Annotated in this window: 23 protein-coding genes; 16 read left to right on the forward strand and 7 right to left on the reverse strand. The window is 76.5% G+C overall.

Features of this window, described 5'->3' with window-relative positions; genetic code table 11:
* The first annotated feature begins 108 nt into the window (after positions 1–108).
* From J5O08_RS04345 to rny, 7 genes are all read left to right on the forward strand, one after another.
* Positions 109–588 (forward strand): hypothetical protein, encoded by a 480-nt coding sequence (locus J5O08_RS04345; protein WP_218705623.1) that lies wholly within the window; start codon positions 109–111, stop codon positions 586–588.
* A 61-nt stretch (positions 589–649) separates the two neighbouring features.
* Positions 650–886 carry a DUF3046 domain-containing protein gene (locus tag J5O08_RS04350; RefSeq protein WP_217614611.1) on the forward strand — a complete coding sequence of 79 codons (237 nt, stop codon included), beginning with the start codon at positions 650–652 and terminating at the stop codon, positions 884–886.
* A 71-nt stretch (positions 887–957) separates the two neighbouring features.
* Complete coding sequence (locus J5O08_RS04355) at positions 958–3,117, forward strand: alkaline phosphatase family protein (protein WP_218705625.1); 2,160 nt, start codon at positions 958–960, stop codon at positions 3,115–3,117.
* Entirely contained in the window at positions 3,114–3,983 is an 870-nt protein-coding gene (locus tag J5O08_RS04360; RefSeq protein ID WP_308281341.1) for an MBL fold metallo-hydrolase, read from the forward strand. Before J5O08_RS04355 ends, J5O08_RS04360 begins: the two co-directional genes overlap by 4 nt.
* Positions 3,984–4,229: 246 nt before the next feature.
* A complete protein-coding gene (gene recA / locus J5O08_RS04365) occupies positions 4,230–5,270 on the forward strand; it encodes a recombinase RecA (RefSeq protein ID WP_217614613.1) in 1,041 nt (346 codons plus the stop codon).
* Positions 5,270–6,604: a RecX family transcriptional regulator gene (locus tag J5O08_RS21520; RefSeq protein ID WP_218705627.1), complete on the forward strand. Its 1,335-nt coding sequence runs from the start codon at positions 5,270–5,272 to the stop codon at positions 6,602–6,604. Before recA ends, J5O08_RS21520 begins: the two co-directional genes overlap by 1 nt.
* 223 nt (positions 6,605–6,827) lie before the next feature.
* A complete protein-coding gene (gene rny / locus J5O08_RS04375) occupies positions 6,828–8,420 on the forward strand; it encodes a ribonuclease Y (protein ID WP_218705629.1) in 1,593 nt (530 codons plus the stop codon).
* 147 nt (positions 8,421–8,567) lie between these two features.
* On the opposite strand, the gene J5O08_RS04380 is transcribed toward rny, so the two are convergent.
* The 4 genes from J5O08_RS04380 to J5O08_RS04395 form a co-directional block, all read right to left on the reverse strand.
* Complete coding sequence (locus tag J5O08_RS04380; protein WP_218705631.1) at positions 8,568–9,476, reverse strand: amino acid ABC transporter permease; 909 nt, start codon at positions 9,474–9,476, stop codon at positions 8,568–8,570.
* Positions 9,473–10,123 (reverse strand): amino acid ABC transporter permease, encoded by a 651-nt coding sequence (locus J5O08_RS04385; protein ID WP_218705632.1) that lies wholly within the window; start codon positions 10,121–10,123, stop codon positions 9,473–9,475. The genes J5O08_RS04380 and J5O08_RS04385 overlap by 4 nt, the downstream gene beginning before the upstream one ends.
* A 126-nt stretch (positions 10,124–10,249) precedes the next feature.
* Entirely contained in the window at positions 10,250–11,128 is an 879-nt protein-coding gene (locus J5O08_RS04390) for a glutamate ABC transporter substrate-binding protein (RefSeq protein WP_218705633.1), read from the reverse strand.
* A 103-nt stretch (positions 11,129–11,231) separates the two neighbouring features.
* Positions 11,232–12,029 carry an amino acid ABC transporter ATP-binding protein gene (locus tag J5O08_RS04395; RefSeq protein WP_147793814.1) on the reverse strand — a complete coding sequence of 266 codons (798 nt, stop codon included), beginning with the start codon at positions 12,027–12,029 and terminating at the stop codon, positions 11,232–11,234.
* Positions 12,030–12,164: 135 nt separating this feature from the next.
* On the opposite strand from J5O08_RS04395, the gene miaB reads away from it, so the two are divergent.
* Entirely contained in the window at positions 12,165–13,763 is a 1,599-nt protein-coding gene (gene miaB, locus J5O08_RS04400) for a tRNA (N6-isopentenyl adenosine(37)-C2)-methylthiotransferase MiaB (protein ID WP_218705634.1), read from the forward strand.
* A 25-nt stretch (positions 13,764–13,788) separates the two neighbouring features.
* Here miaB and J5O08_RS04405 read toward each other — a convergent pair whose 3' ends face one another.
* Both J5O08_RS04405 and J5O08_RS04410 read right to left on the reverse strand, forming a co-directional pair.
* Positions 13,789–14,298, reverse strand: a complete 510-nt coding sequence (locus tag J5O08_RS04405; protein ID WP_308281342.1) for a YbjN domain-containing protein — start codon at positions 14,296–14,298, stop codon at positions 13,789–13,791.
* A complete protein-coding gene (locus tag J5O08_RS04410; protein WP_147793812.1) occupies positions 14,295–14,867 on the reverse strand; it encodes a YbjN domain-containing protein in 573 nt (190 codons plus the stop codon). The genes J5O08_RS04405 and J5O08_RS04410 overlap by 4 nt, the downstream gene beginning before the upstream one ends.
* A 194-nt stretch (positions 14,868–15,061) precedes the next feature.
* Between J5O08_RS04410 and J5O08_RS04415 the strand changes: the two genes are divergently transcribed.
* The 7 genes from J5O08_RS04415 (at position 15,062) to J5O08_RS04445 (ending at position 22,929) form a co-directional block, all read left to right on the forward strand.
* The gene (locus tag J5O08_RS04415; RefSeq protein ID WP_217614621.1) at positions 15,062–15,559 is read left to right on the forward strand and encodes a YbjN domain-containing protein; all 498 of its coding nucleotides are present in this window, start codon (positions 15,062–15,064) and stop codon (positions 15,557–15,559) included.
* Between the two features lie 10 nt (positions 15,560–15,569).
* Positions 15,570–17,558 carry an HSP90 family protein gene (locus J5O08_RS04420; protein ID WP_218705635.1) on the forward strand — a complete coding sequence of 663 codons (1,989 nt, stop codon included), beginning with the start codon at positions 15,570–15,572 and terminating at the stop codon, positions 17,556–17,558.
* Entirely contained in the window at positions 17,555–19,555 is a 2,001-nt protein-coding gene (locus J5O08_RS04425) for a hypothetical protein (protein ID WP_218705636.1), read from the forward strand. The genes J5O08_RS04420 and J5O08_RS04425 overlap by 4 nt, the downstream gene beginning before the upstream one ends.
* 252 nt (positions 19,556–19,807) lie before the next feature.
* On the forward strand, positions 19,808–20,614 hold the full coding sequence (locus J5O08_RS04430; protein ID WP_218705637.1) for a hypothetical protein: 807 nt from the start codon (positions 19,808–19,810) through the stop codon (positions 20,612–20,614).
* Positions 20,611–21,567, forward strand: a complete 957-nt coding sequence (miaA, locus tag J5O08_RS04435; protein ID WP_218705638.1) for a tRNA (adenosine(37)-N6)-dimethylallyltransferase MiaA — start codon at positions 20,611–20,613, stop codon at positions 21,565–21,567. Before J5O08_RS04430 ends, miaA begins: the two co-directional genes overlap by 4 nt.
* Positions 21,564–22,535, forward strand: a complete 972-nt coding sequence (dapF, locus tag J5O08_RS04440; RefSeq protein ID WP_218705639.1) for a diaminopimelate epimerase — start codon at positions 21,564–21,566, stop codon at positions 22,533–22,535. Before miaA ends, dapF begins: the two co-directional genes overlap by 4 nt.
* A gap of 61 nt (positions 22,536–22,596) precedes the next feature.
* Positions 22,597–22,929, forward strand: coding sequence for a thioredoxin family protein (locus tag J5O08_RS04445; protein WP_308281343.1), 333 nt, complete (start codon positions 22,597–22,599; stop codon positions 22,927–22,929).
* A 3-nt stretch (positions 22,930–22,932) separates the two neighbouring features.
* Here J5O08_RS04445 and J5O08_RS04450 read toward each other — a convergent pair whose 3' ends face one another.
* Entirely contained in the window at positions 22,933–23,547 is a 615-nt protein-coding gene (locus J5O08_RS04450) for a class I SAM-dependent methyltransferase (RefSeq protein ID WP_218705640.1), read from the reverse strand.
* A gap of 188 nt (positions 23,548–23,735) precedes the next feature.
* On the opposite strand from J5O08_RS04450, the gene hflX reads away from it, so the two are divergent.
* Entirely contained in the window at positions 23,736–25,235 is a 1,500-nt protein-coding gene (gene hflX / locus J5O08_RS04455; protein WP_147796860.1) for a GTPase HflX, read from the forward strand.
* Positions 25,236–25,281 lie beyond the last annotated feature (46 nt).

The raw sequence follows: 25,281 nt of genomic DNA on the forward strand, positions 1-25,281 counted from the left end.
CGCCATTCTGTCGCGGGGCACCGACACGCGCGCCCCCACCTGCGGGTCCGCGGCTGCGCGCTGCGCGAACGGCTGCGCGCGGGGGACCGGTCGCGGCAGGATCGGGGCATGCCGATCGACGACGCGACGCAGTCCGCGGTCCGTGCCCTGTGGGAGGCGGGTGCGCGCCACGGCCGGGCGCCCGCGCCGGTGCCCGAGGCGGACCCCTGGGAGGACGAGGTCCAGGGGGCCGAGCGGTCGCCGGTCGTCGTGGTCCTGGCGGGGACGCCGGACCTGCAGGTGCGGCTCCACCGGGACGGGCAGGACGAGGTGGAGGTCGAGGACATCGCCACGCTCGAGGTTCCCCGGCGGGACACCCCGGCCGTGGTGGACGCGCTGCTCGACCGCGGCGGGCGCCGCGCGCGGCGGCGGCCAAGGGTGCGCGGCGTGCTCGGGAACGTGCTCGCGGCGCTCGTCGGGAGCCCGGCTCCGTCGGACCTGGAGGTCCGCGTCGGCGACGGGGAGACGGCGCGGGTGTACCGGGCGCAGGTGGTCGTGCGGCACCCGATGTCGGGGTGGCTGCTGGCGCTGCCCACGACGGACGACTGACCGGCCGCGCCCCGGCACGCGTACGCTCGCAGGTCCACGACGCGGACGGAGGGAGCGCGAGGTGCGGTACCGCGAGTTCTGGCAGCTGGTCGACGAGGTGCTCGGCAGCGCCCACGGCCGCGTCCTCACCCACGAGCTCGTGCTCCAGCGCCTCGGCGACCGCACCCCCGAGCAGGCGCTCGACGCCGGCATCGACCCGCGGGACGTCTGGCACGCGCTGTGCGACGAGCTCGACATCCCCGACGCCCAGCGCTGGGGCTCGGACAAGTACCGCCAGGCCCCGCCCGCGCGCCCCTGACCTCGGTCGCGAGGCCACCCCCACCCGTAACGGGTCGCCCGCGGCGCGCCCGCGCGTGGCAGGCTGAGGGCGTGTCGCCCGACGACCCGCACCGCCCGCGCCCCGGCTGGTGGTCGGTGACGCTCAGCGACGTCGGCGACGCCCTGCTGGGCCTGGTCACGACCGCCCTGGGGCTCGGCATCGCGATCGCGGTCGTCGACGGGGTGAGCGCCTCCAACCCCGGGTCGGTCCTGCTCGCGGCGCTCGCGGTCGCGGTCGGCGACCTGGTGCTGCGGCCGCCGCTGCGGCTGCTCGCACGGGTGGGCGGGGCGATGGGGGCGCTGCTCGCCGGTCTGGCCGCGCAGGTGCTCGTCGCGTGGCTGGCCCTGACGCTGCTGCCCGGCCTGCAGGTGCGGAACGCGTGGGCCGTCGTCCAGGTGCTCGTCATCGCCGCGGTCGTGATGGCGATCGGCCGCTGGGTGTGGGGCGCCTCCGACTCGGACTACGTGGTCGGCGACGTGCTGCGGCGGGCTCGGGCGCACGCCCGCCGCGCCGGGGAGGGTGGCGGCGCCGTGCCCGACGACCGGCCGCCGGGGCTGCTGGTGGTGCAGCTCGACGGCGTCGCTGCGCCGGTGCTCGCCCAGGCGGTCGACGCCGGGCTGGCGCCCACGATGGCGCGCTGGGTCGCGGACGGCACGCACGTCGTGCGGGAGTGGTGGGCGCAGGCGCCGTCGACGACCCCCGCGAGCCAGGCCGGGCTGCTGCACGGCGCGGCGGACGCGATCTGCTCGTTCCGCTGGTGGGACCGCGAGGTCGGCCGGCTGGTGGTGACGAACCACCCGGAGGACGCCGCGCTGGTGGAGCGGCGCCTGTCGGACGGCCGCGGGCTGCTGGCGGACGGCGGCGCCGCGGTGGCGACGATGTTCTCCGGCGACGCCGAGCGGCAGCACCTCGTCATGAGCCAGGCGCGGCGCGGGATCGGTCCGGGCACGTCGTACCTGCGGTTCTTCGCGAGCCCGTTCGTGCTGGCGCGCGCGGTGACGCTGACGGTGGGCGAGATGGTCAAGGAGCTGTACCAGGGGCGGCGGCAGCGGGTGCGCGACGTGCGGCCCCGGGTGCCGCGCCGCGGCTGGTACGTGGTGCTGCGCGGGGTGACGAACGTGCTGCTGCGGGACCTCGCGACGTCGGTGGTCGCCGAGCAGCTCGTCCGCGGGGCGCCGGTGGTGTTCGTCGACCTGGTCGACTACGACGAGATCGCGCACCACGCCGGCCCGACCCGGCCCGAGTCGATGCGGGCGCTGGAGGGCCTGGACCGGGTGCTGGACACGCTCGTCCGGGTCGCCGCCGCCGCGCCGCGCGACTACCGGGTGGTCGTGCTGTCCGACCACGGGCAGTCGCTCGGGGCCACGTTCGAGCAGGTCGCGGGGCGGCCGCTGGTCGACGTCGTGCGCGGGCACATGGCCGGGGGCGGGGTCGACGCGGTGCAGGCGGGCACCGACGACGAGCAGTGGGGTCCGCTCAACGCGTTCCTCAGCTCGACCGCCGCGCGGCACGGCGCGGACCGGTCGCGGGTGCTCGGGCCCCAGGGCCGAGACCGCCGCGAGGGCGACGCCCCGGAGCCCGGGAGCGACGGGGTCGCCCCGCCGAACGTCGCCGTCGCGGGGTCCGGCAACCTCGGCATGGTGTGGTTCCCGCGGTCCGGGCGCCGGCTGGTGCTCGAGGAGGTCGAGGAGCGCTGGCCGGGGCTCGTGCGCGGGCTCGCCGGCACGCCCGGGATCGGGCTGGTGGTCGTCGACACCGCGGCGCGCGGCCTCGCGGCGGTCGGGCCGGGCGGCGTCGTGTGGCTCGAGGAGGCGGACGGCGGGGCCGCCGTCGACGGCGTGGACCCGGTCGCGCGGTACGGCGGGCGGGCGGCGGACGACCTGCGGCGGCTCGGGCGGCTCGACCACGTGGGCGACCTCGTGGTCCTGTCGGACGTCTCCGCCGACGGGCGCGTGCACGCGTTCGAGGGGCAGGTCGGGTCGCACGGCGGGCTCGGCGGTGCGCAGAATCGGGCCGTGCTGCTGCACCCCGTGGACCTCGTCGTCGACGACGACCTGCTGGCCGACGTCGACGGTCGGCGCATGCCCGTCGGGGCGGACCGGGTGCACGAGCAGCTGGTCCGCTGGGCGACCGCGCTCGGGCTGCGCCGCACGGCGACGCGCCGGGCAGCGGACGAGGCGGCGGACGAGGCCGCGGAGGCGGGGAGGTGACCGCCGGCGACCCGACGGGCGCGGGCGCGACGCTGCGCTGGCTCGGGCACGCGACGGTCGTCCTCGACGTCGGCGGGTCGCGGCTCGTCACCGACCCGCTGCTGCGCCCGCACGCCGGCCTGCTGCGCCGCCGCGCCCCGGCGCCGCACCCCGAGGACTGGGCCGACGCCAGCGCGGTGCTCGTCTCGCACCTGCACCACGACCACGCCGAGGTCGGCTCGCTGCGGCTGCTCGGCGACGTGCCGGTGCTCGCCGCGCGGGCGAACGCGCACTGGCTCGACCGGCAGGGGCTGCACGCGGTCGGCCTGGGGGCGGAGGAGTGGTGGACCGTCCCCGGCACGGCGGTCCGCATCCGCCCGGTGCCCGCCGAGCACGGGCACCGCCCGATGCCGCACCGCCCGAACGCCGCGCACGGGTTCCTGGTCGTGGCGCCCGGGCTCCGGGTCTGGTTCGCCGGCGACACGGCGCCGTACCCGCAGATGCGGCGGCTGCCGGACCTCGCGGGCGGCCCGATCGACCTGGCTCTCGTCCCGGTGGGCGGCTGGGGTCCGCGGCTGTCGGGAGGGCACATGGACCCGCACCAGGCGGCCGAGGTGTGCGAGGCGGTCGGGGCGCGGTGGGCGGTCCCGGTGCACTGGGGGACCCTGCACGCGCCCGCGTCCCGGCGGCTGCCGCCGGGGTGGATGGACCGGGCGGGCCCGGCGTTCGCGCGGGCGCTCGCGCGGCGGGCGCAGGTGGAGCCGGTGCTGCTGGCGCCGGGGGAGGCCGTGCGGCTCGGCGAGCCGGGGGCGTCGCCGGTGGGCGGCGTGCCGGGCGGTGGCGCGGGCGGCGTGGGCGGCGCGGGCGCGGGCGACGCGGCGCGCTGACCCCCGACGCGCCGGGCGTGTCGGTGCGGTACCGGTCGAACATGTGTTCGGTAGAGTGGTCCACGTTGGCGCGCCGCGGGTCCGGGTGCGGCCGGCGGGATCGTCCCCAGGAGGGGCGTGCCGCGCGGGCTGTGGACGGGACCGGGGTCCATGTCGGTGGTCGGGCATAGCGTCAGCGCACGACACGAGAAGACCAGCCCTGCCGGCGCAGCGCGAGGCTGCACGAGACGCACGAGGTGGAACACCATGCCCGCACCCCAGGACCGCGAGAAGGCTCTCGAGGCCGCCCTCAGCCAGATCGACCGCCAGTTCGGCAAGGGCTCGATCATGCGTCTCGGCGACGACGGCCGCGCCCCGGTCGAGGTCATCCCGACCGGCTCCGTCGCCCTCGACGTCGCGCTCGGCATCGGCGGTCTGCCCAAGGGCCGCATCGTCGAGATCTACGGCCCCGAGTCGTCCGGTAAGACCACCGTCGCGCTGCACGCCGTGGCCAACGCCCAGCGTCAGGGCGGCATCGCCGCGTTCATCGACGCGGAGCACGCGCTGGACCCGGACTACGCCAAGAAGCTCGGCGTCGACACCGACGCGCTGCTGGTGTCGCAGCCGGACACCGGTGAGCAGGCGCTCGAGATCATGGACATGCTGATCCGCTCCGGCGCCATCGACATCATCGTCATCGACTCGGTCGCGGCGCTCGTGCCGAAGGCCGAGATCGAGGGCGAGATGGGCGACAGCCACGTCGGTCTCCAGGCCCGCCTCATGTCCCAGGCGCTCCGCAAGATCACCGGTGCGCTCAACGCGTCCGGCACCACCGCGATCTTCATCAACCAGCTGCGCGAGAAGATCGGCGTGTTCTTCGGCTCGCCCGAGACCACCACCGGTGGCAAGGCGCTCAAGTTCTACGCCTCGGTCCGCATGGACATCCGCCGCATCGAGACCCTGAAGGAGGGCTCGGACGCCGTCGGCAACCGGACCCGGGTCAAGATCGTCAAGAACAAGATGGCCCCGCCGTTCAAGCAGGCCGAGTTCGACATCCTGTACGGCGTCGGCATCTCCCGCGAGGGTGGCCTCATCGACATGGGCGTCGAGCACGGGTTCATCCGGAAGTCCGGCTCCTGGTTCACCTACGAGGGCGACCAGCTCGGCCAGGGCAAGGAGAACGCGCGCGGGTTCCTGCGCGACAACCCGGACCTCGCCGCGGAGATCGAGAAGAAGATCCTCGAGAAGCTCGGCATCGGTGCCAAGGTCGACGCGCCCGCCGGCGCGGAGGTGAAGGTCGACTTCTGATGTCGACCCGGCACGACCCGGCCGCCGCCGTCGGCGCGGAGGCGGCCGGGGACGACTCGGCATGGCTCGACACCGCCACGGCGGGCGAGTCGGCGTGGGACGACCTGTCCGACGACGACGCGTCCGCCTGGGCGGGGTCGGGGGAGTCCTCGGCGTCGGTCTGGGAGGACGACGCGCCGGCCCCTGCCACGGTGTGGGACGACGACGCGCCCGCCCCTGCCACGGTGTGGGACGACGACGTGCCGCCCCCTGCTCCCGCGCGGGACGACGACGCGGCGGGGTCGGCGTCGCCGCGGGGCGGTCGCTCCGCGGCTCCCGCTCCGGTCGCGGACGACGACGCCGCGGATGACGACGCGTGGGGGGACGGCTCCGGCACCGCCCCGCGGGCCGCGGCGCGCTCCCGCACCCCTGCACGCTCGCGCACTCCTGCGCCCACCGGGGCCCCTGCGGAGCGCGCGCCACGCCGACGCCCGCGCACCGGCGGACCCGCGACCACCTCGGAGGAGCCGTCGCCGGAGGTCGCGGCCGTGGCGGCGCGGCTCGCCGAGATCGTGGCGCGGTCCGCGGGTGCCCGGCCGGCGCCCGTCGTCGCCACGCCCGCCGTCGACCCGGGTGCCGTCGACCCGAGCTGCGCCGACCCGAGCGCTGCCGACCCGAGCGCTGCCGACCCGAGCGCTGCCGACCCGACCGCCGCCGACGCCCCCGATTCGAACCTCGGCCCTCGCAGGGGAGGCGCGCGCCGCCCCACCACCGGTCGACGCCGCGCGCCCGCGACCGAGCCGCCCGAGGCCGGCGCCGCCGCGGCCGACGCCGAGCCCGATCCCGAGTCCGTGGCCCGCGCGATCGCGCTGCGCCAGCTCACCGCGGCCCCGCGGAGCCGGTTCCAGCTCGCGGAGGCGATGGCGAAGCGCGACGTGCCCGAGGACGTCGCGGACCGCGTTCTCGACCGGTTCACCGAGGTCGGCCTGGTGGACGATGCGGCCTACGCCGAGGTGCTCGTGCGGAGCCGGCACGCCGAGCGGGGCATGTCCCGGCGGGCCCTCGCGATGGAGCTGCGCCGCAAGGGCGTCGACGACGAGGTGGCCCGCGAGGCCCTGGAGCAGGTCGACGACGCCGACGAGGAGCAGGCGGCCCGCGCGCTCGCCCGCAAGAAGCTCCGCGCGACCCGGGGCCTGGACCGCGAAGTCCGGCTGCGCCGCGCGTACGGCGCGCTCGGGCGCCGCGGGTACGGGGGGTCGCTGGTGTCGAGGGTCGTGCGCGAGGAGCTCGACGCCGAGGGCGCGGACCCCGCCGATCCCGGCGCCGGCTGGGCGGGCGGACTCGACTCGGCCTGACGGCTCGCGCGACGCCGCGCGCCGGACCTCGCCGGTGCGGTCACCCGCATGGGGAACAATGGGGCCACTCGCGTCGCCGTCGACCCCGCACCCACCCGCGTGCCGCCCGCCCTGGGCCGCCGCGCCCGGGCGCGGGCGGAGACACGGCGCGCGAGCACCCCGGGCACGCAGCACCGCGGCCGCCCGGGCCAGCAGCAGCACCAGGGACCGGGAGCGTGGACGCATGCAGGACGTGGCGATCGTCGTCGGGCTGCTCGCCGCGTGCCTGGTCGCGCTCGTGCTCGTGCTCCTGGCGCGCCGCGAGGCCGCCGCCGTGCGCCGTCAGGCCCAGGACGACGTCCAGTCGATCCGCGACGAGGCCCGCACCGCCCTCGCGGACGCCCAGCGCCGGGAAGCCCGCGCGGCCGAGCGGGAGCAGCACGCCGCGACGGCCGAGCGGGCGGCGACGGAGCAGGAGCGCGCCGCCCGGACCGCGAACGAGGCGGCCGCCGACCTCCGCCGCCAGGCGGGCGAGCAGGCGGCGAGCGCCGCCGCGGCCGCAGCGGAGCGCCTGGCGACCGCCGAGCGGGAGGCCGCCCGGGTCGTCGCCGCAGCCGAACGGGAGGCCGCCGACCAGCGGGCCGCCGCCGAGCGCCAGGCGACCGACCGGATCGCGGCCGCCACCCAGGAGGCCGCCGAGCGCCTGGAAGCGACGTCCGGCCTGACGGCGGCCGAGGCCCGCGCGGAGCTGCTCCGCCAGCTCACCGCCGAGGCGCAGACCGCGGCGGCCGCGACGGTCCGCCGGGTCGAGGCCCAGGCGCGCCGCACCGCCGACGCGCGGGTCCGCCGCGTCCTCGCCACCGCCGCGCAGCGCGCCGCCGTCCCGACGAGCAGCCAGGCCGCCGTGACGCTGCTGCCGTTGCCGTCGGACGAGATGAAGGGCCGCATCATCGGCAAGGAGGGCCGGAACATCCGGCTGTTCGAGGCCCTGACCGGCGTGAACGTCCTCGTCGACGAGACCCCGGGCACGGTCGTGCTGTCCTGCTTCGACGCGGACCGGCGCGAGGTCGCCCAGGTGGCGCTCGAGGCGCTGATGGCGGACGGCCGGATCAACCCGCAGCGGATCGAGGCGGCGTACGCGGAGGCGCAGGCCGGCGCGGACGAGCGCGCCGACGAGGCCGGGCACGCGGCCGCCGAGCGGGCCGGCGTGCGCGGGCTGGACCCGGAGCTCGTGCGGGTGCTCGGCCGGCTGCGGCTGCGCACGTCGTTCGGGCAGAACGTGCTGGAGCACCTGGTGGAGTCGGCGCTCATCGCCGCGCAGGTCGCGGCGGAGATCGGCGCGGACGTCGACGTCGCCCGCCGCGCGGCGCTGCTGCACGATCTCGGCAAGGCGCTGACGGGGGAGATCCCCGGCACGCACGCGCAGGTCGGCGCGGCGCTGGCGGCGCGGCACGGCGAGTCGGAGGCCGTCGTGAACGGCATCGCGGCGCACCACGACGAGGTGCCCGCGGACACCGTCGAGGCGGTGCTGGTGCAGGTGGCGGACGCGATGTCGGCGGCCCGCCCGGGCGCCCGCCGCGAGGACACCGACCAGCACGTCGAGCGGCTGGAGCAGCTGGAGGAGCTCGTCGCGAGCCACGCCGGCGTCCGCCGGGCGCTCGCCATGGCGGCCGGTCGCGAGATGCGCGTGGTCGTCGAGCCGAGCACGGTGCCGGACACGGAGATCGGCCGGCTGGCGGTGGAGATCGCCCGGCACATCGAGCAGGACCTGTCCTACCCGGGCGAGATCAAGGTGACCGTCGTCCGCGAGGTCCGCGCGAGCGCCACCGCGGGCTGACGCGGCCGGCCGACTGCCGATCCACGCCGAGATAGGACCCCCGCGCCGAGATAGGACCCAGGACGGCCCTATCTCGGCGGAACGGCCCTACTTCGGCGGATCGGCCCTACGTCCGCGGAACGGCCCTCTCTCGGCGGGAGCACGCGGTCAGACCGTGCCGCCAGCGCCCGAGGCGAACCCGCCGGGCCCGCCCGGGCCGCCGACGCCCGCCGGAGCGATCGTCACGTCCCGCGTGACCTTCCCCGCCGTCTTCGCCCCGCCGCGGCGCTGGAGCCACACGGCCAGCCGGGTCAGCGAGATGTTCACGACCAGGTAGATCCCGGCCCCGACCACGAACAGCGCCACGTAGTACTTCTGCCCGAAGTACTGCGCGTTGGTCTGCATGGCCCGGAGCAGCTCGGGGTACCCGACGATGAACCCCAGCGACGAGTCCTTCAGCAGCACGACGAGCTGCGCGATGAGGCTCGGCAGCATCGTCCGCACCGCCTGCGGCAGCTGCACGAGCAGCAGCGTCTGCCACCGCGACAGCCCGATGGCGTACGCCGCCTCGGTCTGGCCCTTGGGCAGCGACGCGAGCCCGGCGCGCAGGATCTCGGCGATGATCGCCATGTTGTAGACCGTCAGGCCGAACACGACGGCGGCGAACGCGTCCCACCCGAAGCCGAGCAGGCCGAACAGCATCATCAGCAGCACGGGCAGGCCGCGGAACAGCTCGATGACGACCGTCGCGGGCGCGCGCAGCCACGCGATCCGGGTGGTGCGCCACATCGCGAGCAGCAGCCCGAGGACGAGCGCGAGCGGGGCGGCGACGACCGCGGCGCGCAGCGTGGCGCCGAGGCCGCGGACCACCATCGACGTCCACACGGCCTCGGCGGACTGGTTCTTGGGCGGGTCGTAGAGCACGTCCCACCGGTCGGCGCCGAACAGGCCGCGGCCGTCGGCGTACCGGAACGCCAGCACGAGCAGGGCGACGACCAGCAGGCCGCCGACGACGGAGCCGATCCGCTCGCGCCGCCGGGCGACGGGTCCGGGCTCGTCGTACAGGACGGTGCTCATCGGGCGAACGCCACCTTCCGCTCGAGCACCCCGGCCAGGTAGCCGGCCGGGATGGTGATGACCAGGTAGAACAGCCCGACGCCGACGAGGGCCAGCGTCGCCTCGGACGGGTTCGCCAGCGCGATCCGGCGACCGGAGGCCAGCAGCTCGACGACCGCGAAGCCCGCGGCCACGGAGGTGTTCTTGGTGAGGGCGATCAGGACGTTGATCAGCGGCGGGATCACCGACCGCACGGCCTGGGGGAGCACGACCAGCCCGAGCGTCTGCCCGAACGTGAGCCCGATCGCCCGGGCCGCCTCCGCCTGGCCGACGGGGACGCCGTTGATGCCGGACCGGATCGCCTCGCAGACGAACGCCGAGGTGTAGGCGGACAGTGCGATGACCGCGGTCCAGAAGCCCAGCGGCGGCAGCACGCCGAACTGCGGCGCCACGAACACCAGGAAGAAGAACACCAGGGTGAGCGGGGTGTTGCGCAGCAGCTCGACGTAGGTCACGGCGAAGCCGCGCAGCGTCGCGAGGGGGGAGACGCGCATGGCGGCGAGCACCGTGCCCCAGGCCAGGGCGAACGCCCCGGACAGGAGGGTGAGCTGCAGCGTCACGCGGAAGCCGCTCAGGTAGGCCGGCAGGTTGTCGGCGATCAGGTCCACGCGGGGGTCCTTGCCTTCGGGGGACGGCGGGGTCGACGGGCGTCGCGGGGGCGTCGACGGGGCGCCGACGGCGCGGACGGGCCGCGCGGTGCCCGGGAGCCGTGGCCCCCGGGCGACGCGGCGCCGTCAGTAGCGGTCGACGGTGGGCGGCTCGGGCGTCGGCAGCACGGTGCCGGCGGTCGCCTCCCACGCCTCGGTCCAGGTGCCGTCCTCGAACGCCTGCTCGAGGACGTCGTTGATCCACATCCGGAAGTCGGTGTCGTCGAGCGCCAGGCCGATGCCGTACGGCTCCTGGGTGAACGGCTCGCCGCGGACCTCGAACGCCGGGTCGTCGGCCGCGAAGCCGGCGAGGATCACGTTGTCGGTGCTGATGGCGTCGACCTGCCCGCCGCGCAGCGGCTCGAGGCAGTCGGAGTAGGCGCCGAACGGCACGACCTCGGTGTCGGGGTAGTTCTCCAGCAGGTTCGCCTCGGGGGTGGACCCGGAGACGGTGCAGACCTTCTTGCCCGCGAGGTCGTCGGGGCCCTGGATGTCCTCGTTGTCGGCGAGCGTGAGGATCGACTGCCCCGCCTCGTAGTACGGGCCCGCGAACGACACGACCTGCTTGCGCTCGTCGTTGATCGTGTAGGTCGCGACGACGATGTCGACCTGGTTGGACTCGATGAACGACTCGCGGTTGGCGGACACCGTCTCCTTCCACTCGATGCCGTCCTCGGGGATGCCGAGCGCGCCGGCGATGATCTTGCCGATCTCGACGTCGAATCCCTCGGGCGTGCCGTCGGGGCCGACCAGGCCGAACAGCGGCTGGTCAAACTTGGTGCCGATCGTGATGGAGCCCGCCTCGGCGAGCTCGGCCATCGTGGAGCCCTCGGGGAAGTCCGAGGCCTCGACGTCGGAGACCTCGGGGGTCGAGCCGCCGTCGGCGTCGTCGGACCCGCCGCAGGCGGCGAGGGTCAGGACGGCGGCGGCGGCGAGGGCGATCGGGCCTGCGGTGCGGGTTCTCATGTCGGGCTCCTGGGGTCGCGTCGGGTGCGGTGCGTCTCGGTCGGTGCCGGTCAGGGTTCGTGCGGGGTGGTGCGTGGTGCTGCGGGCGCGGGGGCGCCCGGGCTCAGTGGGTGAGGATCTTCGACAGGAAGTCGCGCGCCCGCTCGCTGCGCGGCGCCGTGAAGAACGTCTCGGGGTCCGCCTCCTCGACGATCGCGCCCCCGTCCATGAACACGACGCGGTCGGCGGCCCTGCGGGCGAAGCCCATCTCGTGCGTGACGACGACCATCGTCATGCCCTCGGCCGCGAGGGAGGTCATCACGTCGAGGACCTCGTTGATCATCTCGGGGTCGAGCGCGGAGGTGGGCTCGTCGAACAGCATGACCTTGGGCTCCATCGCGAGCGCGCGGGCGATCGCGACGCGCTGCTGCTGGCCGCCGGACAGCTGCGCGGGCAGCTTGTCCGCCTGGCTGGCGACGCCCACCCGCTCGAGGAGGGTCATCGCCCGCGCCTTGGCCTCGGCGCCGCCGATCCGCCGGACCTTGCGCAGCCCGAGCGTGACGTTCTGCAGCACCGTGCGGTGCGCGAAGAGGTTGAACGACTGGAACACCATGCCGACGTCGGCGCGGAGCCGGGCGAGCGCCCGGCCCTCGGCGGGCAGCGGCTCGCCGTCGACGGTGATCGTGCCGGACTCGATCGTCTCGAGCCGGTTGATCGTCCGGCACAGCGTGGACTTGCCGCTGCCGGACGGGCCGATCACGACGACGACCTCGCCGCGGCGCACGGTGAGGTTGACGTCCTGCAGCACGTGCAGCGCACCGAAGTGCTTCTCCACGTGCTCGAGGACGACGAGGGGCGCACCGGGGTGGGGTGCCGGGGACGCCGCGGGGGTGGGGGCCGGGGCCGGGTCGGGCTGTGCCATCCCTGGAACCTATGAGGCTCGTGTTACCCGCGCCACCTTTTGAGGTCACAGATCGGAAACAAGACGGTCATGTGGAGACCGGGGTGGAGTCATCGCTGCGGAGGACGGCGAGCCGCGGACGTACCCTGGTCCGCGATGAGCACGACGACCCCGCCCCCCGTCCTCGTGGCCCCCGACGCCCCCACGTCGCCGGCCGGCGCGCCCGCGCGCACGTACCTGGTGAAGACCCTCGGGTGCCAGATGAACGTGCACGACTCCGAGCACATGGCCGGCATGCTCGAGCAGGCCGGCTACGTCGCCGCGTCGCCCGAGGCCGCGGCGGCCGAGGAGGCCGACGTCATCGTCATCAACACGTGTGCGGTGCGGGAGAACGCGGCCGACAAGCTGTACGGCAACCTCGGCCGGCTGGCCGGGACCAAGCGCGCCCGCCCGGGGATGCAGATCGCCGTCGGCGGCTGCCTGGCGCAGAAGGACCGCACCGGCATCGTCGAGCGCGCGCCCTGGGTCGACGTCGTGTTCGGCACGCACAACCTCGACGTGCTGCCGGTGCTCCTGGAGCGCGCCCGGCACAACGAGGCCGCCCAGGTCGAGATCGAGGAGTCCCTCAAGGTCTTCCCGTCGACGCTGCCGACCCGCCGCGAGTCCGCGTACGCGGGCTGGGTGTCGATCAGCGTCGGCTGCAACAACACCTGCACCTTCTGCATCGTGCCGCACCTGCGCGGCAAGGAGCGGGACCGTCGACCGGGCGACGTGCTCGCCGAGGTCGCGGCGCTCGTCGACCAGGGTGCGATCGAGGTCACGCTGCTCGGCCAGAACGTGAACTCGTACGGCGTCGAGTTCGGCGACCGGGGCGCGTTCGCCAAGCTGCTGCGGGCGGCCGGGTCGATCGACGGCCTGGAGCGGCTGCGGTTCACCTCGCCGCACCCGGCGGCGTTCACGGACGACGTCATCGCCGCCATGGCCGAGACGCCGGCCGTCATGCCGAGCCTGCACATGCCGCTGCAGTCCGGCTCGGACCGGGTCCTGCGCGCGATGCGCCGGTCCTACCGGTCGGAGAAGTTCCTCGGCATCCTCGACCGGGTCCGCGCGCAGCTGCCGGACGCCGCGATCACCACCGACATCATCGTGGGCTTCCCGGGGGAGACCGAGGAGGACTTCGCCGAGACGCTGCGCGTGGTCGAGGCCTCACGGTTCTCGTCGGCGTTCACGTTCCAGTACTCGCCGCGCCCCGGCACGCCGGCCGCCGACCTGCCCGACCAGCTGCCCAAGGCGGTCGTGCAGGAGCGGTACGAGCGGCTGATCGCGCTGCAGGACCGGATCGGCCTCGAGGAGGCGCAGCGGCAGGTCGGCCGCACGGTCGAGGTGCTGCTCGCCGAGGGCGAGGGACGCAAGGACGGCGAGACCCGCCGGCTGTCGGGCCGCGCCGCGGACAACCGCCTCGTGCACCTCGCGCTGCCGGCCGGCCTGGCGGAGGCCGACGCGCCGCGCCCCGGCGACCTGGTCACGGTCGACGTCACGCACGCGGCCCCGCACCACCTGGTCGCCGACTCGGCGGCGCAGGGCGGCACGTTCGCGGTGCGCCGGACCCGGGCGGGCGACGCCTGGGAGCGGCGGCAGGCGGGCGAGGACGACCACGCGCACGGCGGCGCGGGGGACGCGTGCGGGACGGGCGCAGCCGCGGGTGGGCCCGCGGCCCCGGTGCTGCTCGGCCTGCCGACCCTCGGGCGGCGCTGACGGCCGACCCGGCGCCGGCCGCGGCTCAGACTTGCGGCGGGAGCAGCTGGTCGAACGAGGCGAAGCTCTGCACCCCGGTGCCGAGCCCGCAGGACAGCAGCTGGTCCAGCTGCTCGGCGGTCACGCCGTGCTCCAGGTCCGTCGAGACCTCGCTGTACACGGCGAGCTGGCCCTCCTCCTCGCGGAGGTAGAGCTTCGGCCAGATGCGCTCGCGGTTCCAGTCGTTGAGCGCGAGCGTCACCGCGCGGCGGCTGTCGACCGGGAGCTGCCGGTGCCACCGGCCGCGCACCTGCAGGATCTCCCGCTGCTCGCCGAGCAGCAGGAACCAGAACCGGGAGTCGTTCCACACGCCGGTCAGGTCGCCGTCCTCGTCGACCCGGAAGTGGTAGCCGCGGGACGACAGCGCCGAGGCGACCCGGTCGCGGGTCAGCGGCGTCGGCCGGGCCTGCAGCGGCACCCGGTGCTGCGGCGCGGGGGCGGCGGCGCGCTCACCGAGCACCCGGGACAGCCAGCCCGGCGTGCGGGGCGCGGTCACGGGGCCACCGCCGCGGGGTCGGGGTAGAGCTCGTCGATCGCGTCGAAGAACGTGCTCGACGTGGACAGGCCGCAGAACAGGATCTGGCTCAGCTGCTCGTCGGTCGCGCCGTGCTCCAGGTCGGTGGAGACCTCGGCGACGACGTGCACCATGCCGTTGTCGCGGACCCGCACGTACGCCTTCGGCCAGATGCGCTCGGCGTTCCACTCGGTGCAGGCGTCCAGCACCTCCTCGAGGCGCTCGATCGCGATCTCGCGGTTCCACTGCCCGCGCACCTGGACGATCTCCTGGTGCTCGCCGAACAGGAAGAAGTAGAACAGCCGGCCCCGCCACAGCCCGCCGAGGTCGCCGTCGTCGTCGGTGAAGTAGTGGAAGTCGTTCCGCTCGAACCAGCGCACGATCCGGTCGGTGCTCAGCGGGGTGGGCCGGCCGTCGTCCACGGACACGCCGCCGGGTTCCGACCCGCGCGCACCGCCCCGACCCGGGTTGGCGGGGACCGGCGCGGCCTCGCGACCGCTCGCCGGGCGGCCCGGTCCGCGGCGGGGGCGGCGGTTCCCGAACAGACCCATGCGCACACCATACGCGCGGGCGCCGACGTCGCCAGCGTGGTCACCCCGTGTTCACCGGATCGGACATCTCGGGCGGCTGGGTGCTCGCGCGATCGGGTTAGGCTCGTCCCGGACGGCGCCGTGCGCGCCCACCACCAGCACCGACGCGACCAGCGGGGCCGACGGGCGCCCCGCGCGACACCGACGAGGACGCCATGGGTTTCTTCACCAAGCCGGACGCCGCGGCGGCCGGTCCCGCGCTGCAGCCGCTGTCCCACCAGCGGGTCATCGACGTGCTCGACGCGCGCGAGATGAACTACGGGGTCGACGACGACGGCGACATCGGCGGCTACTGGGACGGCCACCTGTTCTACTTCTTCCGGCTCGGCGGCCAGCAGGAGTACCTGCAGACCCGCGGCCGGTGGAACCGCAAGGTCGGGATCGACCAGTACGCGCGGGTGGTCGACCTGGTGAACACCTGGAACTCCGAGAAGCTGTGGCCGAAGGGCTACGTGCGGGCCGAGGACGACGTCGTCGGCGTGTACGCCGAGCACACGGTCGACTACGAGCACGGCGCGACCGACGAGCAGATCGACCTGCACCTCGCGTGCGGCATCACCACCGCGCTGAGCCTGTTCGAGCACCTCGACGAGCAGTTCCCGGCCGAGGCCGCCGCGGCGAAGGCCGCCGAGGCCGCGGCCTCCGGGGAGTGACCCGGCGCCGATGACGGACCCCGCCGCGCGGGCGTTCCAGGTCGACCTGCACGGCGTGGTCGACCTGCTCGCCCGGCACCTGTACTCCGGACCCAGGGTCTACCTGCGCGAGCTGCTGCAGAACGGCGTCGACGCGATCACCGCGCGCCGCGCCGAGGACCCGGGGTGCCCGGCGACCGTACGGCTGCGGCCGCTGCCGGACGGCTCGCTGCTCGTCACCGACTCCGGGGTGGGCCTGACCCGCGCCGAGGCCGAGGAGCTGCTCGCGACCGTCGGCCGGTCGTCCAAGCGCGACCTCGACCTCGGCGTCGGTCGCGAGGAGTTCCTCGGCCAGTTCGGCATCGGCCTGCTGTCGGCGTTCATGGTGGCCGACCGGATCGAGCTGGTGTCCCGCTCCGCCCGGGACCCGCTGGCCCCGGCCGTGCGCTGGCGCGGGCACGCGGACGGGTCGTACGACCTCGTCGAGCTGCCGGACGCCGACCTGCCGGCGGGCAGCACCGTGCGGCTCCGGCCGCGGCGGGACCTCGAGCACTGGCTCGCGGGGGAGACGGTCGCGGCGCTCGCCGCGGAGTTCGGTTCGCTGCTGCCGGTCGACGTGGCGGTGGAGGTGCCGCTGGGGACCGCGGCCGCGGCACCCGGCGCGGGTGATCCCGCCGACGACCTGTCCGCCGACGGCGCCCCGCGCCCCGGGCACGTGTGGCGCCGCATCTCGGCGCCCGAGGCGCCCTGGGCGCGCGAGTACCCGGACGAGGCCGCCCGCACGCAGGCGCTGGCCCGGTACTGCGAGCAGACCCTCGGCTTCACGCCGCTCGCCGGCATCGACCTGTCGGTCCCGCTGGCCGGGGTCACCGGGGTGGCGTTCGTGCTGCCCGCGGCGGTCCCGCCGGGCGGCGGCGGCGCGCACCGGGTCTACCTCAAGCGGATGCTGCTCGGCACGCGCGTCGACGGGCTGCTGCCCGAGTGGGCGTTCTTCGTCCGGTGCGTCATCGACGCCTCGGGCCTGCGCCCGACCGCCTCCCGCGAGGCGCTGTACACGGACGAGGTGCTGCTGGCGACGCAGGAGGCGCTCGCGGACGCGGTCCGGTCCTGGACGCTGCGCACGCTGGAGTCGTCGACCGCCCTCGCGCGGCAGTTCGTGAGCACGCACCACCTGGCGGTGCGCTCGCTCGCCCTGACGGACGACACGATGCTCGACCTCGCGGCGCGGATCCTGCCCTACGAGACGACCGACGGGACGCTCACCCTCGCCGAGGTCGCGGCCGAGCACGGGCAGGTGGTGTTCGCGCCGACGCTCGAGGAGTACCGGCGGATCGCCCCGGTCGCCCGCGCGCAGGGCCTGGCCGTGGTGAACGCGGGCTACGTCTACGACGCGGACCTGCTCGCGCGGCTCGCGGCGCGCGGGCCCGGGCGCGGGCTCGGCGAGGTCCGGCCGCTCGGCGCCGGCGACATCGCGCAAGTGCTCGCACCGGTGGCGCCGGAGCGCGAGCTCGCGACCCTCGACGCGGTGCGGGCGGGCGGCGAGGTGCTGCGGCCCCTCGACACCGAGCTCGTGCTGCGGACGTTCGAGCCCGCCGAGCTGCCCGCCGTCCTGCTGCACGACCGGGACGGCGACCACCAGCGCGACCTGCAGGCGGCGATGGCCGAGGCCGACGACGTGTGGAGCGACGTGCTCGCGGGGTTCGCCGCGCCCGCCGCCGCGCGCCGGCTCGTGCTCAACGACGCCAGCCCGCTCGTGCGCGACCTGCTGGACGCGCCGCCGGGCGAGGTGGTCTCCGCGGGGCTGCGGTCCCTGTACGTGTCCGCCCTGCTGCTGTCCGGCGAGCCGCTGCGTGCGCGGGACTCGGAGCTGATGACCGGCTCGATGTCGGTGCTGCTGCGCGCCGGGCTGGCCGGGTCCGGCGCGGGCCCCCGGGGCGGCGCCGGCGAGGGGGTGCCGGGCGCGCTGCCCGGCGCCGACGACGAGGCGGCCGGGGGACCGGCCGGGGAGGAGCGCGCGTGACGCGCACGCTGGACGAGGCCAACCGCGAGATCACCCGCGTGCGGCAGATGCCGTACGGGCTCGCCCGCACCCAGGCCGCGGAGCGCCAGGTGCGGCTGGTCGACGCCGAGGGGCCGGACGCCGCACGCGCCTACGCGCTGGGCACCCTGGTCGAGGCCTACCAGTGGGGCGGCGAGGTCGACCGGTCGTTCGTCGCGTTCGCGCGCCTGCTGCGCTGGTGGGACGAGCACCCCGAGCACTTCGACGAGCAGGACCGGCACGGCCTGTTCTGGTCGTTCAAGTGGATGATCTCCGGGCTCGCGGACTTCCCGACCGTGCCCGCCGAGCAGATCGACCGCACCCTCGCGGACATGGAGCGCCGCTACGCCCTCGCGGGCAACGGCATGGACGCGGTCGCCTACGAGCGCTTCGCGTGGGCCCGGCAGCGTGGCGCCGCCGACGTCGAGGCCGCGTACCAGGCGTGGATCGCCACCCCGCGTGACGACTTCTCCCAGTGCGAGGCGTGCGACCCCGGCGACCGCGCCGCGTGGCTCATCGGCACCGACCGGGCCGAGGAGGGCATCCGGATCATCGAGCAGACCCTCGCCGAGGACCCGTCGTGCGCGTCCGAGCCGGCGGACATGCTGTCGTACCTCGCCGAGGCCTACCTGGACCAGGGGCGCCCCCGCGACGCCGCCCGGACCCACCGGCGCGCCGTCGCGGCGCTCGCGGAGGCCGAGTCCGACATGGTCGGCGCGCGCGGTCGCCGGGTGCGGCTCCTGGCGCGCGGTGGGCAGGCCGAGCGCGCCGTCCGGGCGATCGAGGCGGACCAGCAGTACCTCACGGGCGGGGACACGCCGTACTCGCGGCTGGCGTTCGCGCGGCTGGTGGGCGCGGCGACGCACGTCCTGCGCTCGGCCGGGCAGGGCGACCTGCCGGTGCGGCTGACCGTCGTGCCCGCGACGACCGTGACCGAGCTGGACGACTGGCTGCGGTCCGAGGCGACGGCGCTGGCGAGGCAGTTCGACGCGCGGAACGGGACGAGCGCCGAGAGCGAGTCGGTGGCCCGCGCCTGGGCGACGGAGCCGGCCGCGGACGCGCTGGACCTCGACGTGCTGCCGCGGGGCCTGGCGGCGCGCGGCGGCGCGGTGCCGGCAGCGGGCGGGTCGGGCGACGACGCCGCGGCGTCCGACGGGGCGGGTACCGCGACGAGCGCGGACGGCGCGGCTCCCGCCGACGCTCGGCGTGCCGCCCCGGCCGACCCGGCGGCGCTGGTCGCGGAGGCCGAGCGCCTCGCCGGGACCGGCGACCTGGAGTCCGCGGCCGGTGCCTACCTCGACGCCGCGGTCGCGTTCGAGGGCGCCGGCCTGCTGACCGAGTCCGGCTTCGGCTACGCGGAGGCCGCGCACTGCGCGCAGGTGCTCGGCGACGACGACGGCGCGGCCTCCGGCTACGCCGCGGCGGTCGCCCGGCTCCGGGCCGCGGACGTCCCCGCCACGGTCGTGACCCCGGTCGTCGTCGCGTGGGCGGGCGCCGCCGCGGTGACCGGCCAGGCCGAGGCCGTGCTCGCGGAGGCGGACGGCCTGCTGCTCCGGCTGACCGCGGACGCTGCACCGGACGACGACGACCGGGCGCCGGAGCTCGTCGCCCGCGAGCAGGCCGAGCACCGCCGCGCCGCCGCCGACCTGGACGACGCGGCGGCCCGGCTGCTGGCGACGCTCGGCGGCCCGGAGCGCAGCGCCGCCGCGGCCACCCGCGCGCAGTCGGCGGCCGAGGCCTACGCCGGCCTCGGTGCGCTCGCGGACGCCGCGCACGCGTTCTGGCTCGCCGGGCGGCTGCACGACGGCCTCGGCAGCGTCGAGGACGCGGTGTGGCACCTGGAGTCGGCGATGGAGGGGTTCCAGGCAGCCCGCCAGCGGGCCCCGCACGGCGAGGTCGCGAACGCCCTGGTCGACGTCCTGCGCCGCTCGGGCCAGGACGCCCGCGCCGACGACCTGGCCCGCACCCTGACCTCCTGACCCGCGCTACGCCGCGCCGCCCGCGCTGCGCCGTCCCACCGCGCGCTCCCACCGCGCCGAGTGGGCACCAGACGTCCCCTCCGCCCGCCGGATGGGGACATCGACTGCCCGCTCGGCGATCGGTCTCGCCGAGAGGGCAACTCTCGGCTGTGCGCGGGGACGGCCGCGCAGCCGAGAGTTGCCATCTCGGCGGCGGCCGCGAGGAGCGAGCGCGGGGCGGAGCGGCGGGGCTCGGCGGGATACGGTGCCGGGGTGAGCCTGGCCGTGGTGTTCCTGCCCGACACCGCCCTGCTCGTCCCCGGGGCCGCCGGTCGGGCCGACCCCGCCGCCGGGCTGCGGGACGCGGCGGTGGCGGCGCTCGCGGGTCTCGCCGGAGACCTCGGAGCCGGCGGGGACGACGGGGACCCGGGCGTCGGGCGGGTGCTCGTGGTCGCGCCCGCGCGTCGCGGGCGGTTCCTGCCGCACCCCGTCGCGCCCGGGCTCGGTGCCGCGGGCCTCGACCTGCCCGACCTCGCGCCGCCCGCCCTCGACGGTGCCCCGCGCGCGGACGTGCCCGCGTCGGTCGCGCTCGTGCTGCTGCGCGCCGCCGGGGTGGCCGCGCCGGTCGACGTGGTCGAGATCGACCGCGCCGCCGACCACGTCGTCGCCGCGCACGACTCCTCCGCCGCCCCGCGCGCGGTCGTGGTCGTCGGGTCGCTGAGCGCCCGGCACGGACCGGACGCCCCGCTCGCGGACGACCCGCGTGCCCCCGCCGTGGACGACGCCCTGCTCGCCGCCCTCGCCGAGGGGCCCGCCGCACTGGCCCGCGCGCTCGACGACCTCGGTGCCGACGGCGCGCGCGACCTGGCCGTCTCGGGCCGGGCCCCGTGGCGGGCCACCCTGGCGCTGCTCCCCGCGGGCGCGCTCGCCCAGGCCGCCACCGTGCACCCCGAGGTCGTGGCGGGCGCGCAGCACGTCGTCGCCGCCTGGCGGCTCGCCGACCCCGTCACGCCCGCGGGCCCGACCGTCCGCGCCCCGCAGCACCGTCCCGTCCCGCACCACCCCGAGGAGCCCCGTTGACCGTCGTCGTCGCCGTGGTCGGCCCGACCGCGACCGGCAAGTCCGACCTGGGCGTCGCCCTCGCGGAGCACCTGGACGGCGAGGTCGTGAACGCCGACGCGCTGCAGCTCTACCGGGGCCTGGACATCGGCACCGCCAAGCTCGCCGTCGCGGAGCGCCGGGGCGTCCCGCACCACCTGCTCGACGTGCTCGACCCGCACGAGGACGCCTCGGTCGCCGCGTACCAGCGCGACGCCCGCGCGGCGCTCGCCGACATCGCCGCCCGCGGCCGCCGGCCGGTCGTGGTGGGCGGGTCGGGGCTGTACGTGCGGTCGCTGCTGGACCGGATCGAGTTCCCCGGCACCGACCCCGAGGTCCGCGCCGCGCTGGAGGCCCGGGTCGAGGCCGAGGGCGCCCGCGCCCTGCACGCGGAGCTCGCCGCCGCCGACCCGGTCGCCGCGGAGAACATCGGCCCGCGCAACGCCCGCCGGATCGTCCGGGCGCTGGAGGTGATCGCGCTCACGGGGCGGCCGTACTCGGCGAACCTGCCCGGTCACGACTACGAGGTCCCCGCCGTGCAGATCGGCCTGGACTGCGACCGCGCCGTGCTCGACGAGCGGGTGCAGGCGCGGGTCGACCGGATGTGGGCCGCGGGGCTCGTCGACGAGGTGCGCGGCCTGGTCGGACGCGGCGTCGGCCGCACGGCCTCCCGCGCCGTCGGCTACGCCGAGGTGCTGGCCGCCCTGCGCGGCGAGATCACCGAGGACGAGGCCCGCGCCCAGGTGGTCGCCGGCACCCGGCGGCTGGCCCGCAAGCAGATGGGCTGGTTCGGTCGCGACCCGCGGGTGCACTGGCTCGACGCGCAGGACCCGGATCTCGTCGACCGCGCCCTCGCGCTCGTCCGGTCGGCCGACTCCGGGGAGCTGGGGCTCGCCACGGACGACCCGGCGCCGCGCCGTAGTCTGGGGTCATGACAGCCCCCGCCGCCTCCCCGGCCGCCCGCGCCCTGCCCGGCACGGTCGCGGCGCTGCGCGTGACCAAGGGCCACGGCACGCAGAACGACTTCGTGCTGCTCGACGGCCGGACCGGGATCGCGCTGGACGCCGACCTGGTCCGCGCGCTCGCCGACCGCCGCGCGGGGATCGGCGGCGACGGGGTCATCCGGCTGGTCGCCAGCGCGGAGCTGCCGGAGGGCGCCGCGGTGCTCGCGGAGGACCCGGCCGCCACGTGGTTCATGGACTACCGCAACGCCGACGGGTCGATCGCGGAGATGTGCGGCAACGGCGTGCGGGTTGTCGCGGAGTACGCCCGCGCGCTCGGCCTGTGGGACCCCGCGGCGGGCGAGCTCGTGCTGGGCACCCGCGCCGGCGTCCGGCGCGTCCGGGTGGCCGCCGGCCCCGCGGGCGAGACCTGGTACGCCGTCGACATGGGGGAGTGGCGGCTGCCGGGCGGGCCCGAGGCCGCGGCCGTCGGCGCCGACGCGCAGGTCGACGTCCCGGGCCTGCCGGTGCCGCGCCCCGCGCTCAGCGTCGACCTGGGCAACCCGCACACCGTGCTGGCGCTCGCGGACGCCGCCGAGCTCGCCGCCGCCGACCTCACCCGGGCCCCCGCGGTCGACCCGGTGCCGCCGCACGGCACGAATGTCGAGCTGGTCGTCCCGCTCGGGGAGCAGCGGCTCGCGGACGGCACGGTCGTCGGCCGGGTGCGGATGCGCGTGCACGAGCGCGGCGTCGGCGAGACCCGGTCCTGCGGCACCGGCGCGTGCGCCGCGGCGCTCGCGGTGCGGGCCTGGGCCGGGCCGCAGGCGCCGGACGTCTGGCTGGTGGACGTGCCGGGCGGGACCGTGCGGGTCGCGGCCCTGCCGGACGGCCACGTCGAGCTCGCCGGCCCGGCGGTCCTCGTCGCGGACCTCGACGTCGACCCGGCCGCGCTGCCCCGCTGACCGCGCCCGCGTCCCCGTCCGGCGCCGGAACACCCAGGCCCGCGGCCGCGTTGCACCCCGCGTGACCGACACGTCGACCGCCGCCGCCCTGACGGCCGAGGACCTGCGCCGCCCCCTGGGCCGCGACGCGACGTTCCTCCAGCTGTCGTCCGGCTTCTGCGCGCCGTGCCGGGCCACCCGCCGGGTGCTGGAGCGCGTCGTCGCGACCCAGGAGGGCGTCGCGCACGTCGAGGTCGACGTCGCGCACCGGGCCGACCTGGCCGAGCGGTTCGGCGTCACCGAGACCCCGACGACGGTGCTGCTCGACGCCGCCGGCTCCCCGGTCCTGAGCGTGACCGGCGTGCCGTCGCTCGCGCAGGCGCGCGCCGCGGTCGCGGCGGTGCGCGCGGGCTGAGCCTCAGCCCGCCGCGACCACCCGCAGCACCCGGAACCCCCGCGCGGTCGCGACCCGGTCCACCGCCGCGGCCCCGTCGAGCTCCGTCGCCAGCCAGCGCAGCAGCGAGTCCGACCCGAGGTTCTTCGCCACCACCAGGTACGCCTCGCCGCCCGGGACCAGCCGGCCGAGCCACTGCCGCAGCATCGCGTGCAGCGTCTCCTTGCCGACCCGGATCGGCGGGTTCGACCAGATGGCGGCGAACCGCACGTCGTCCGGTACGTCCTCGGGTCGCGCCGCCGTCAGCCCGTCGACCCCGAGCCGCGCCGCGTTCCGCCGGGTCAGGTCGAGCGCCCGCTCGTTCACGTCGACGGCCCACACCCGCGCGTGCGGGGCGAGCAGGCCGAGGCTGAGCGCGACCGGCCCCCAGCCGCAGCCGAGGTCGAGCAGGTCGCCGTCGCGGGGCGGGTCGGGCACGTGCTGCAGCAGCACCTCGGTCCCGCCGTCCAGGTGGTCGGGGGAGAACACGCCGCCGGCGGTCTCGACCTCGACGTCCCGGCCCGCGAGGTGCACGGTGCGGGCCCGGCGCTCGTCGGGGGAGGCGGGCTCGGCGGTGAAGTAGTGCTCGGTGCCGGTCACGCCGCGACCCTACCGGCCCGTCCCGGCGCACCGTCCGCCCGTGGCGAATAGCCTCGCGCCCGACCCCGCGGCGCGCGACACTGGTACCCGGGCCGCCGACGACGGCCGCCCGCCGCCGACAGCGAAGGAACCGCGTGAACGACCCCCAGAACCCCACGACTCGCGAGCAGGACGTCCCGGAGACCGAGGTGGACGCGCAGCAGGCCGCGCGCGACGCCCAGCGGGTCGCCGACGACGTCGTGGCACGCGTGCTCGCGCGGGCGGGCACGGCGGTCCACGACGGTGCGACCGTCCACACCACGTACGACGGCGAGCAGCTCGACCTGGAGGAGCGCACGTCGCTGCGCCGGGTGGCGGGGCTGTCCACCGAGCTCCAGGACGTCACCGAGGTCGAGTACCGGCAGCTGCGCCTCGAGCGCGTCGTGCTGGTCGGCCTCTGGGGCGGCGGGGGCGTCACCCAGGAGAGCGCCGAGATCTCGCTGCGCGAGCTCGCCGCCCTGGCCGAGACCGCGGGCTCGCAGGTGCTCGACGGCCTGCTGCAGCGCCGGCAGAACCCCGACCCCGGCACGTACCTCGGCTCCGGCAAGGCGGCGGAGCTCGCGGGCGTGGTGCTGGCCGTCGGCGCGGACACCGTGGTCGTCGACGGCGAGCTCGCCCCGTCCCAGCGCCGCGCGCTGGAGGACGTGGTGAAGGTCAAGGTCGTCGACCGCACCGCGCTGATCCTCGACATCTTCGCCCAGCACGCCAAGTCCCGGGAGGGCAAGGCCCAGGTCGAGCTCGCGCAGCTCGAGTACCTGCTGCCGCGCCTGCGCGGCTGGGGCGACTCGATGTCCCGGCAGGCCGGTGGCCAGGTCGGCGGCGCCGGCGCCGGTATGGGCTCGCGCGGACCCGGTGAGACGAAGATCGAGCTGGACCGCCGCCGCATCCGCGACCGGATGGCTAAGCTGCGCCGCGAGATCGCCGCGATGGAGCCGGCCCGTGCCACCAAGCGGGCGTCCCGGAAGAAGAACGCGATCCCGTCGGTCGCGATCGCCGGGTACACCAACGCGGGCAAGTCCTCGCTGCTCAACCGGCTCACGGACGCCGGCGTCCTGGTGGAGAACGCGCTGTTCGCCACCCTGGACCCGACGGTGCGGCGCGCCCAGGCCGCGGACGGCCGCGTGTTCACGCTCGCGGACACCGTCGGCTTCGTCCGGAACCTGCCGCACCAGCTGGTCGAGGCGTTCCGGTCGACGCTCGAGGAGGTCGCCGACGCCGACCTGGTGCTGCACGTCGTCGACGCGTCGCACCCCGACCCGGAGGGGCAGATCGCCGCGGTGCGGCACGTGTTCGCCGACATCCCGGGCGCCATGGACGTGCCCGAGATCATCGTGCTCAACAAGGCCGACCTGGCCGAGCCCGAGGCCGTGGCCCGGCTGCGCTCGCGGGAGCACGGCGCCGTCGTGGTCTCCGCGCACACCGGCGAGGGCATCGAGGAGCTGCAGGCGGTCATCGCCGACCAGCTGCCGCGCCCGGGCGTGACGGTCGACCTGGTGATCCCGTACGACCGCGGCGACCTGGTGCACCGGGTGCACGAGACGGGCGAGATCGACGCCGAGGAGCACACGCCGCAGGGCACCGCGCTCCGCGGCCGGGTCGACCAGGCGCTGGCGACCGAGCTCGCCGCAGCGGCCGTCGAGCGCGGCTGAGGCCCCGCGCGGGGACCCTCCGCGTGCCGGAGGTGTCCCCGCGCCC

It is taken from the genome of Cellulomonas sp. PS-H5, assembly GCF_019265565.1.
Classification (GTDB): domain Bacteria; phylum Actinomycetota; class Actinomycetes; order Actinomycetales; family Cellulomonadaceae; genus Cellulomonas.

What these genes read in the sequence shown, in the direction of transcription:
- J5O08_RS04390 (WP_218705633.1), bottom strand. Translation starts at nt 11,128, where the DNA reads ATGAGAACCCGCACCGCAGGCCCGATCGCCCTCGCCGCCGCCGCCGTC.
- J5O08_RS04420 (WP_218705635.1), top strand. Translation starts at nt 15,570, where the DNA reads ATGACGGACCCCGCCGCGCGGGCGTTCCAGGTCGACCTGCACGGCGTG.
- J5O08_RS04410 (WP_147793812.1), bottom strand. Translation starts at nt 14,867, where the DNA reads ATGGGTCTGTTCGGGAACCGCCGCCCCCGCCGCGGACCGGGCCGCCCG.
- dapF (WP_218705639.1), top strand. Translation starts at nt 21,564, where the DNA reads ATGACAGCCCCCGCCGCCTCCCCGGCCGCCCGCGCCCTGCCCGGCACG.
- recA (WP_217614613.1), top strand. Translation starts at nt 4,230, where the DNA reads ATGCCCGCACCCCAGGACCGCGAGAAGGCTCTCGAGGCCGCCCTCAGC.
- miaB (WP_218705634.1), top strand. Translation starts at nt 12,165, where the DNA reads ATGAGCACGACGACCCCGCCCCCCGTCCTCGTGGCCCCCGACGCCCCC.
- J5O08_RS04415 (WP_217614621.1), top strand. Translation starts at nt 15,062, where the DNA reads ATGGGTTTCTTCACCAAGCCGGACGCCGCGGCGGCCGGTCCCGCGCTG.
- J5O08_RS21520 (WP_218705627.1), top strand. Translation starts at nt 5,270, where the DNA reads ATGTCGACCCGGCACGACCCGGCCGCCGCCGTCGGCGCGGAGGCGGCC.
- rny (WP_218705629.1), top strand. Translation starts at nt 6,828, where the DNA reads ATGCAGGACGTGGCGATCGTCGTCGGGCTGCTCGCCGCGTGCCTGGTC.
- J5O08_RS04345 (WP_218705623.1), top strand. Translation starts at nt 109, where the DNA reads ATGCCGATCGACGACGCGACGCAGTCCGCGGTCCGTGCCCTGTGGGAG.
- J5O08_RS04395 (WP_147793814.1), bottom strand. Translation starts at nt 12,029, where the DNA reads ATGGCACAGCCCGACCCGGCCCCGGCCCCCACCCCCGCGGCGTCCCCG.
- J5O08_RS04380 (WP_218705631.1), bottom strand. Translation starts at nt 9,476, where the DNA reads ATGAGCACCGTCCTGTACGACGAGCCCGGACCCGTCGCCCGGCGGCGC.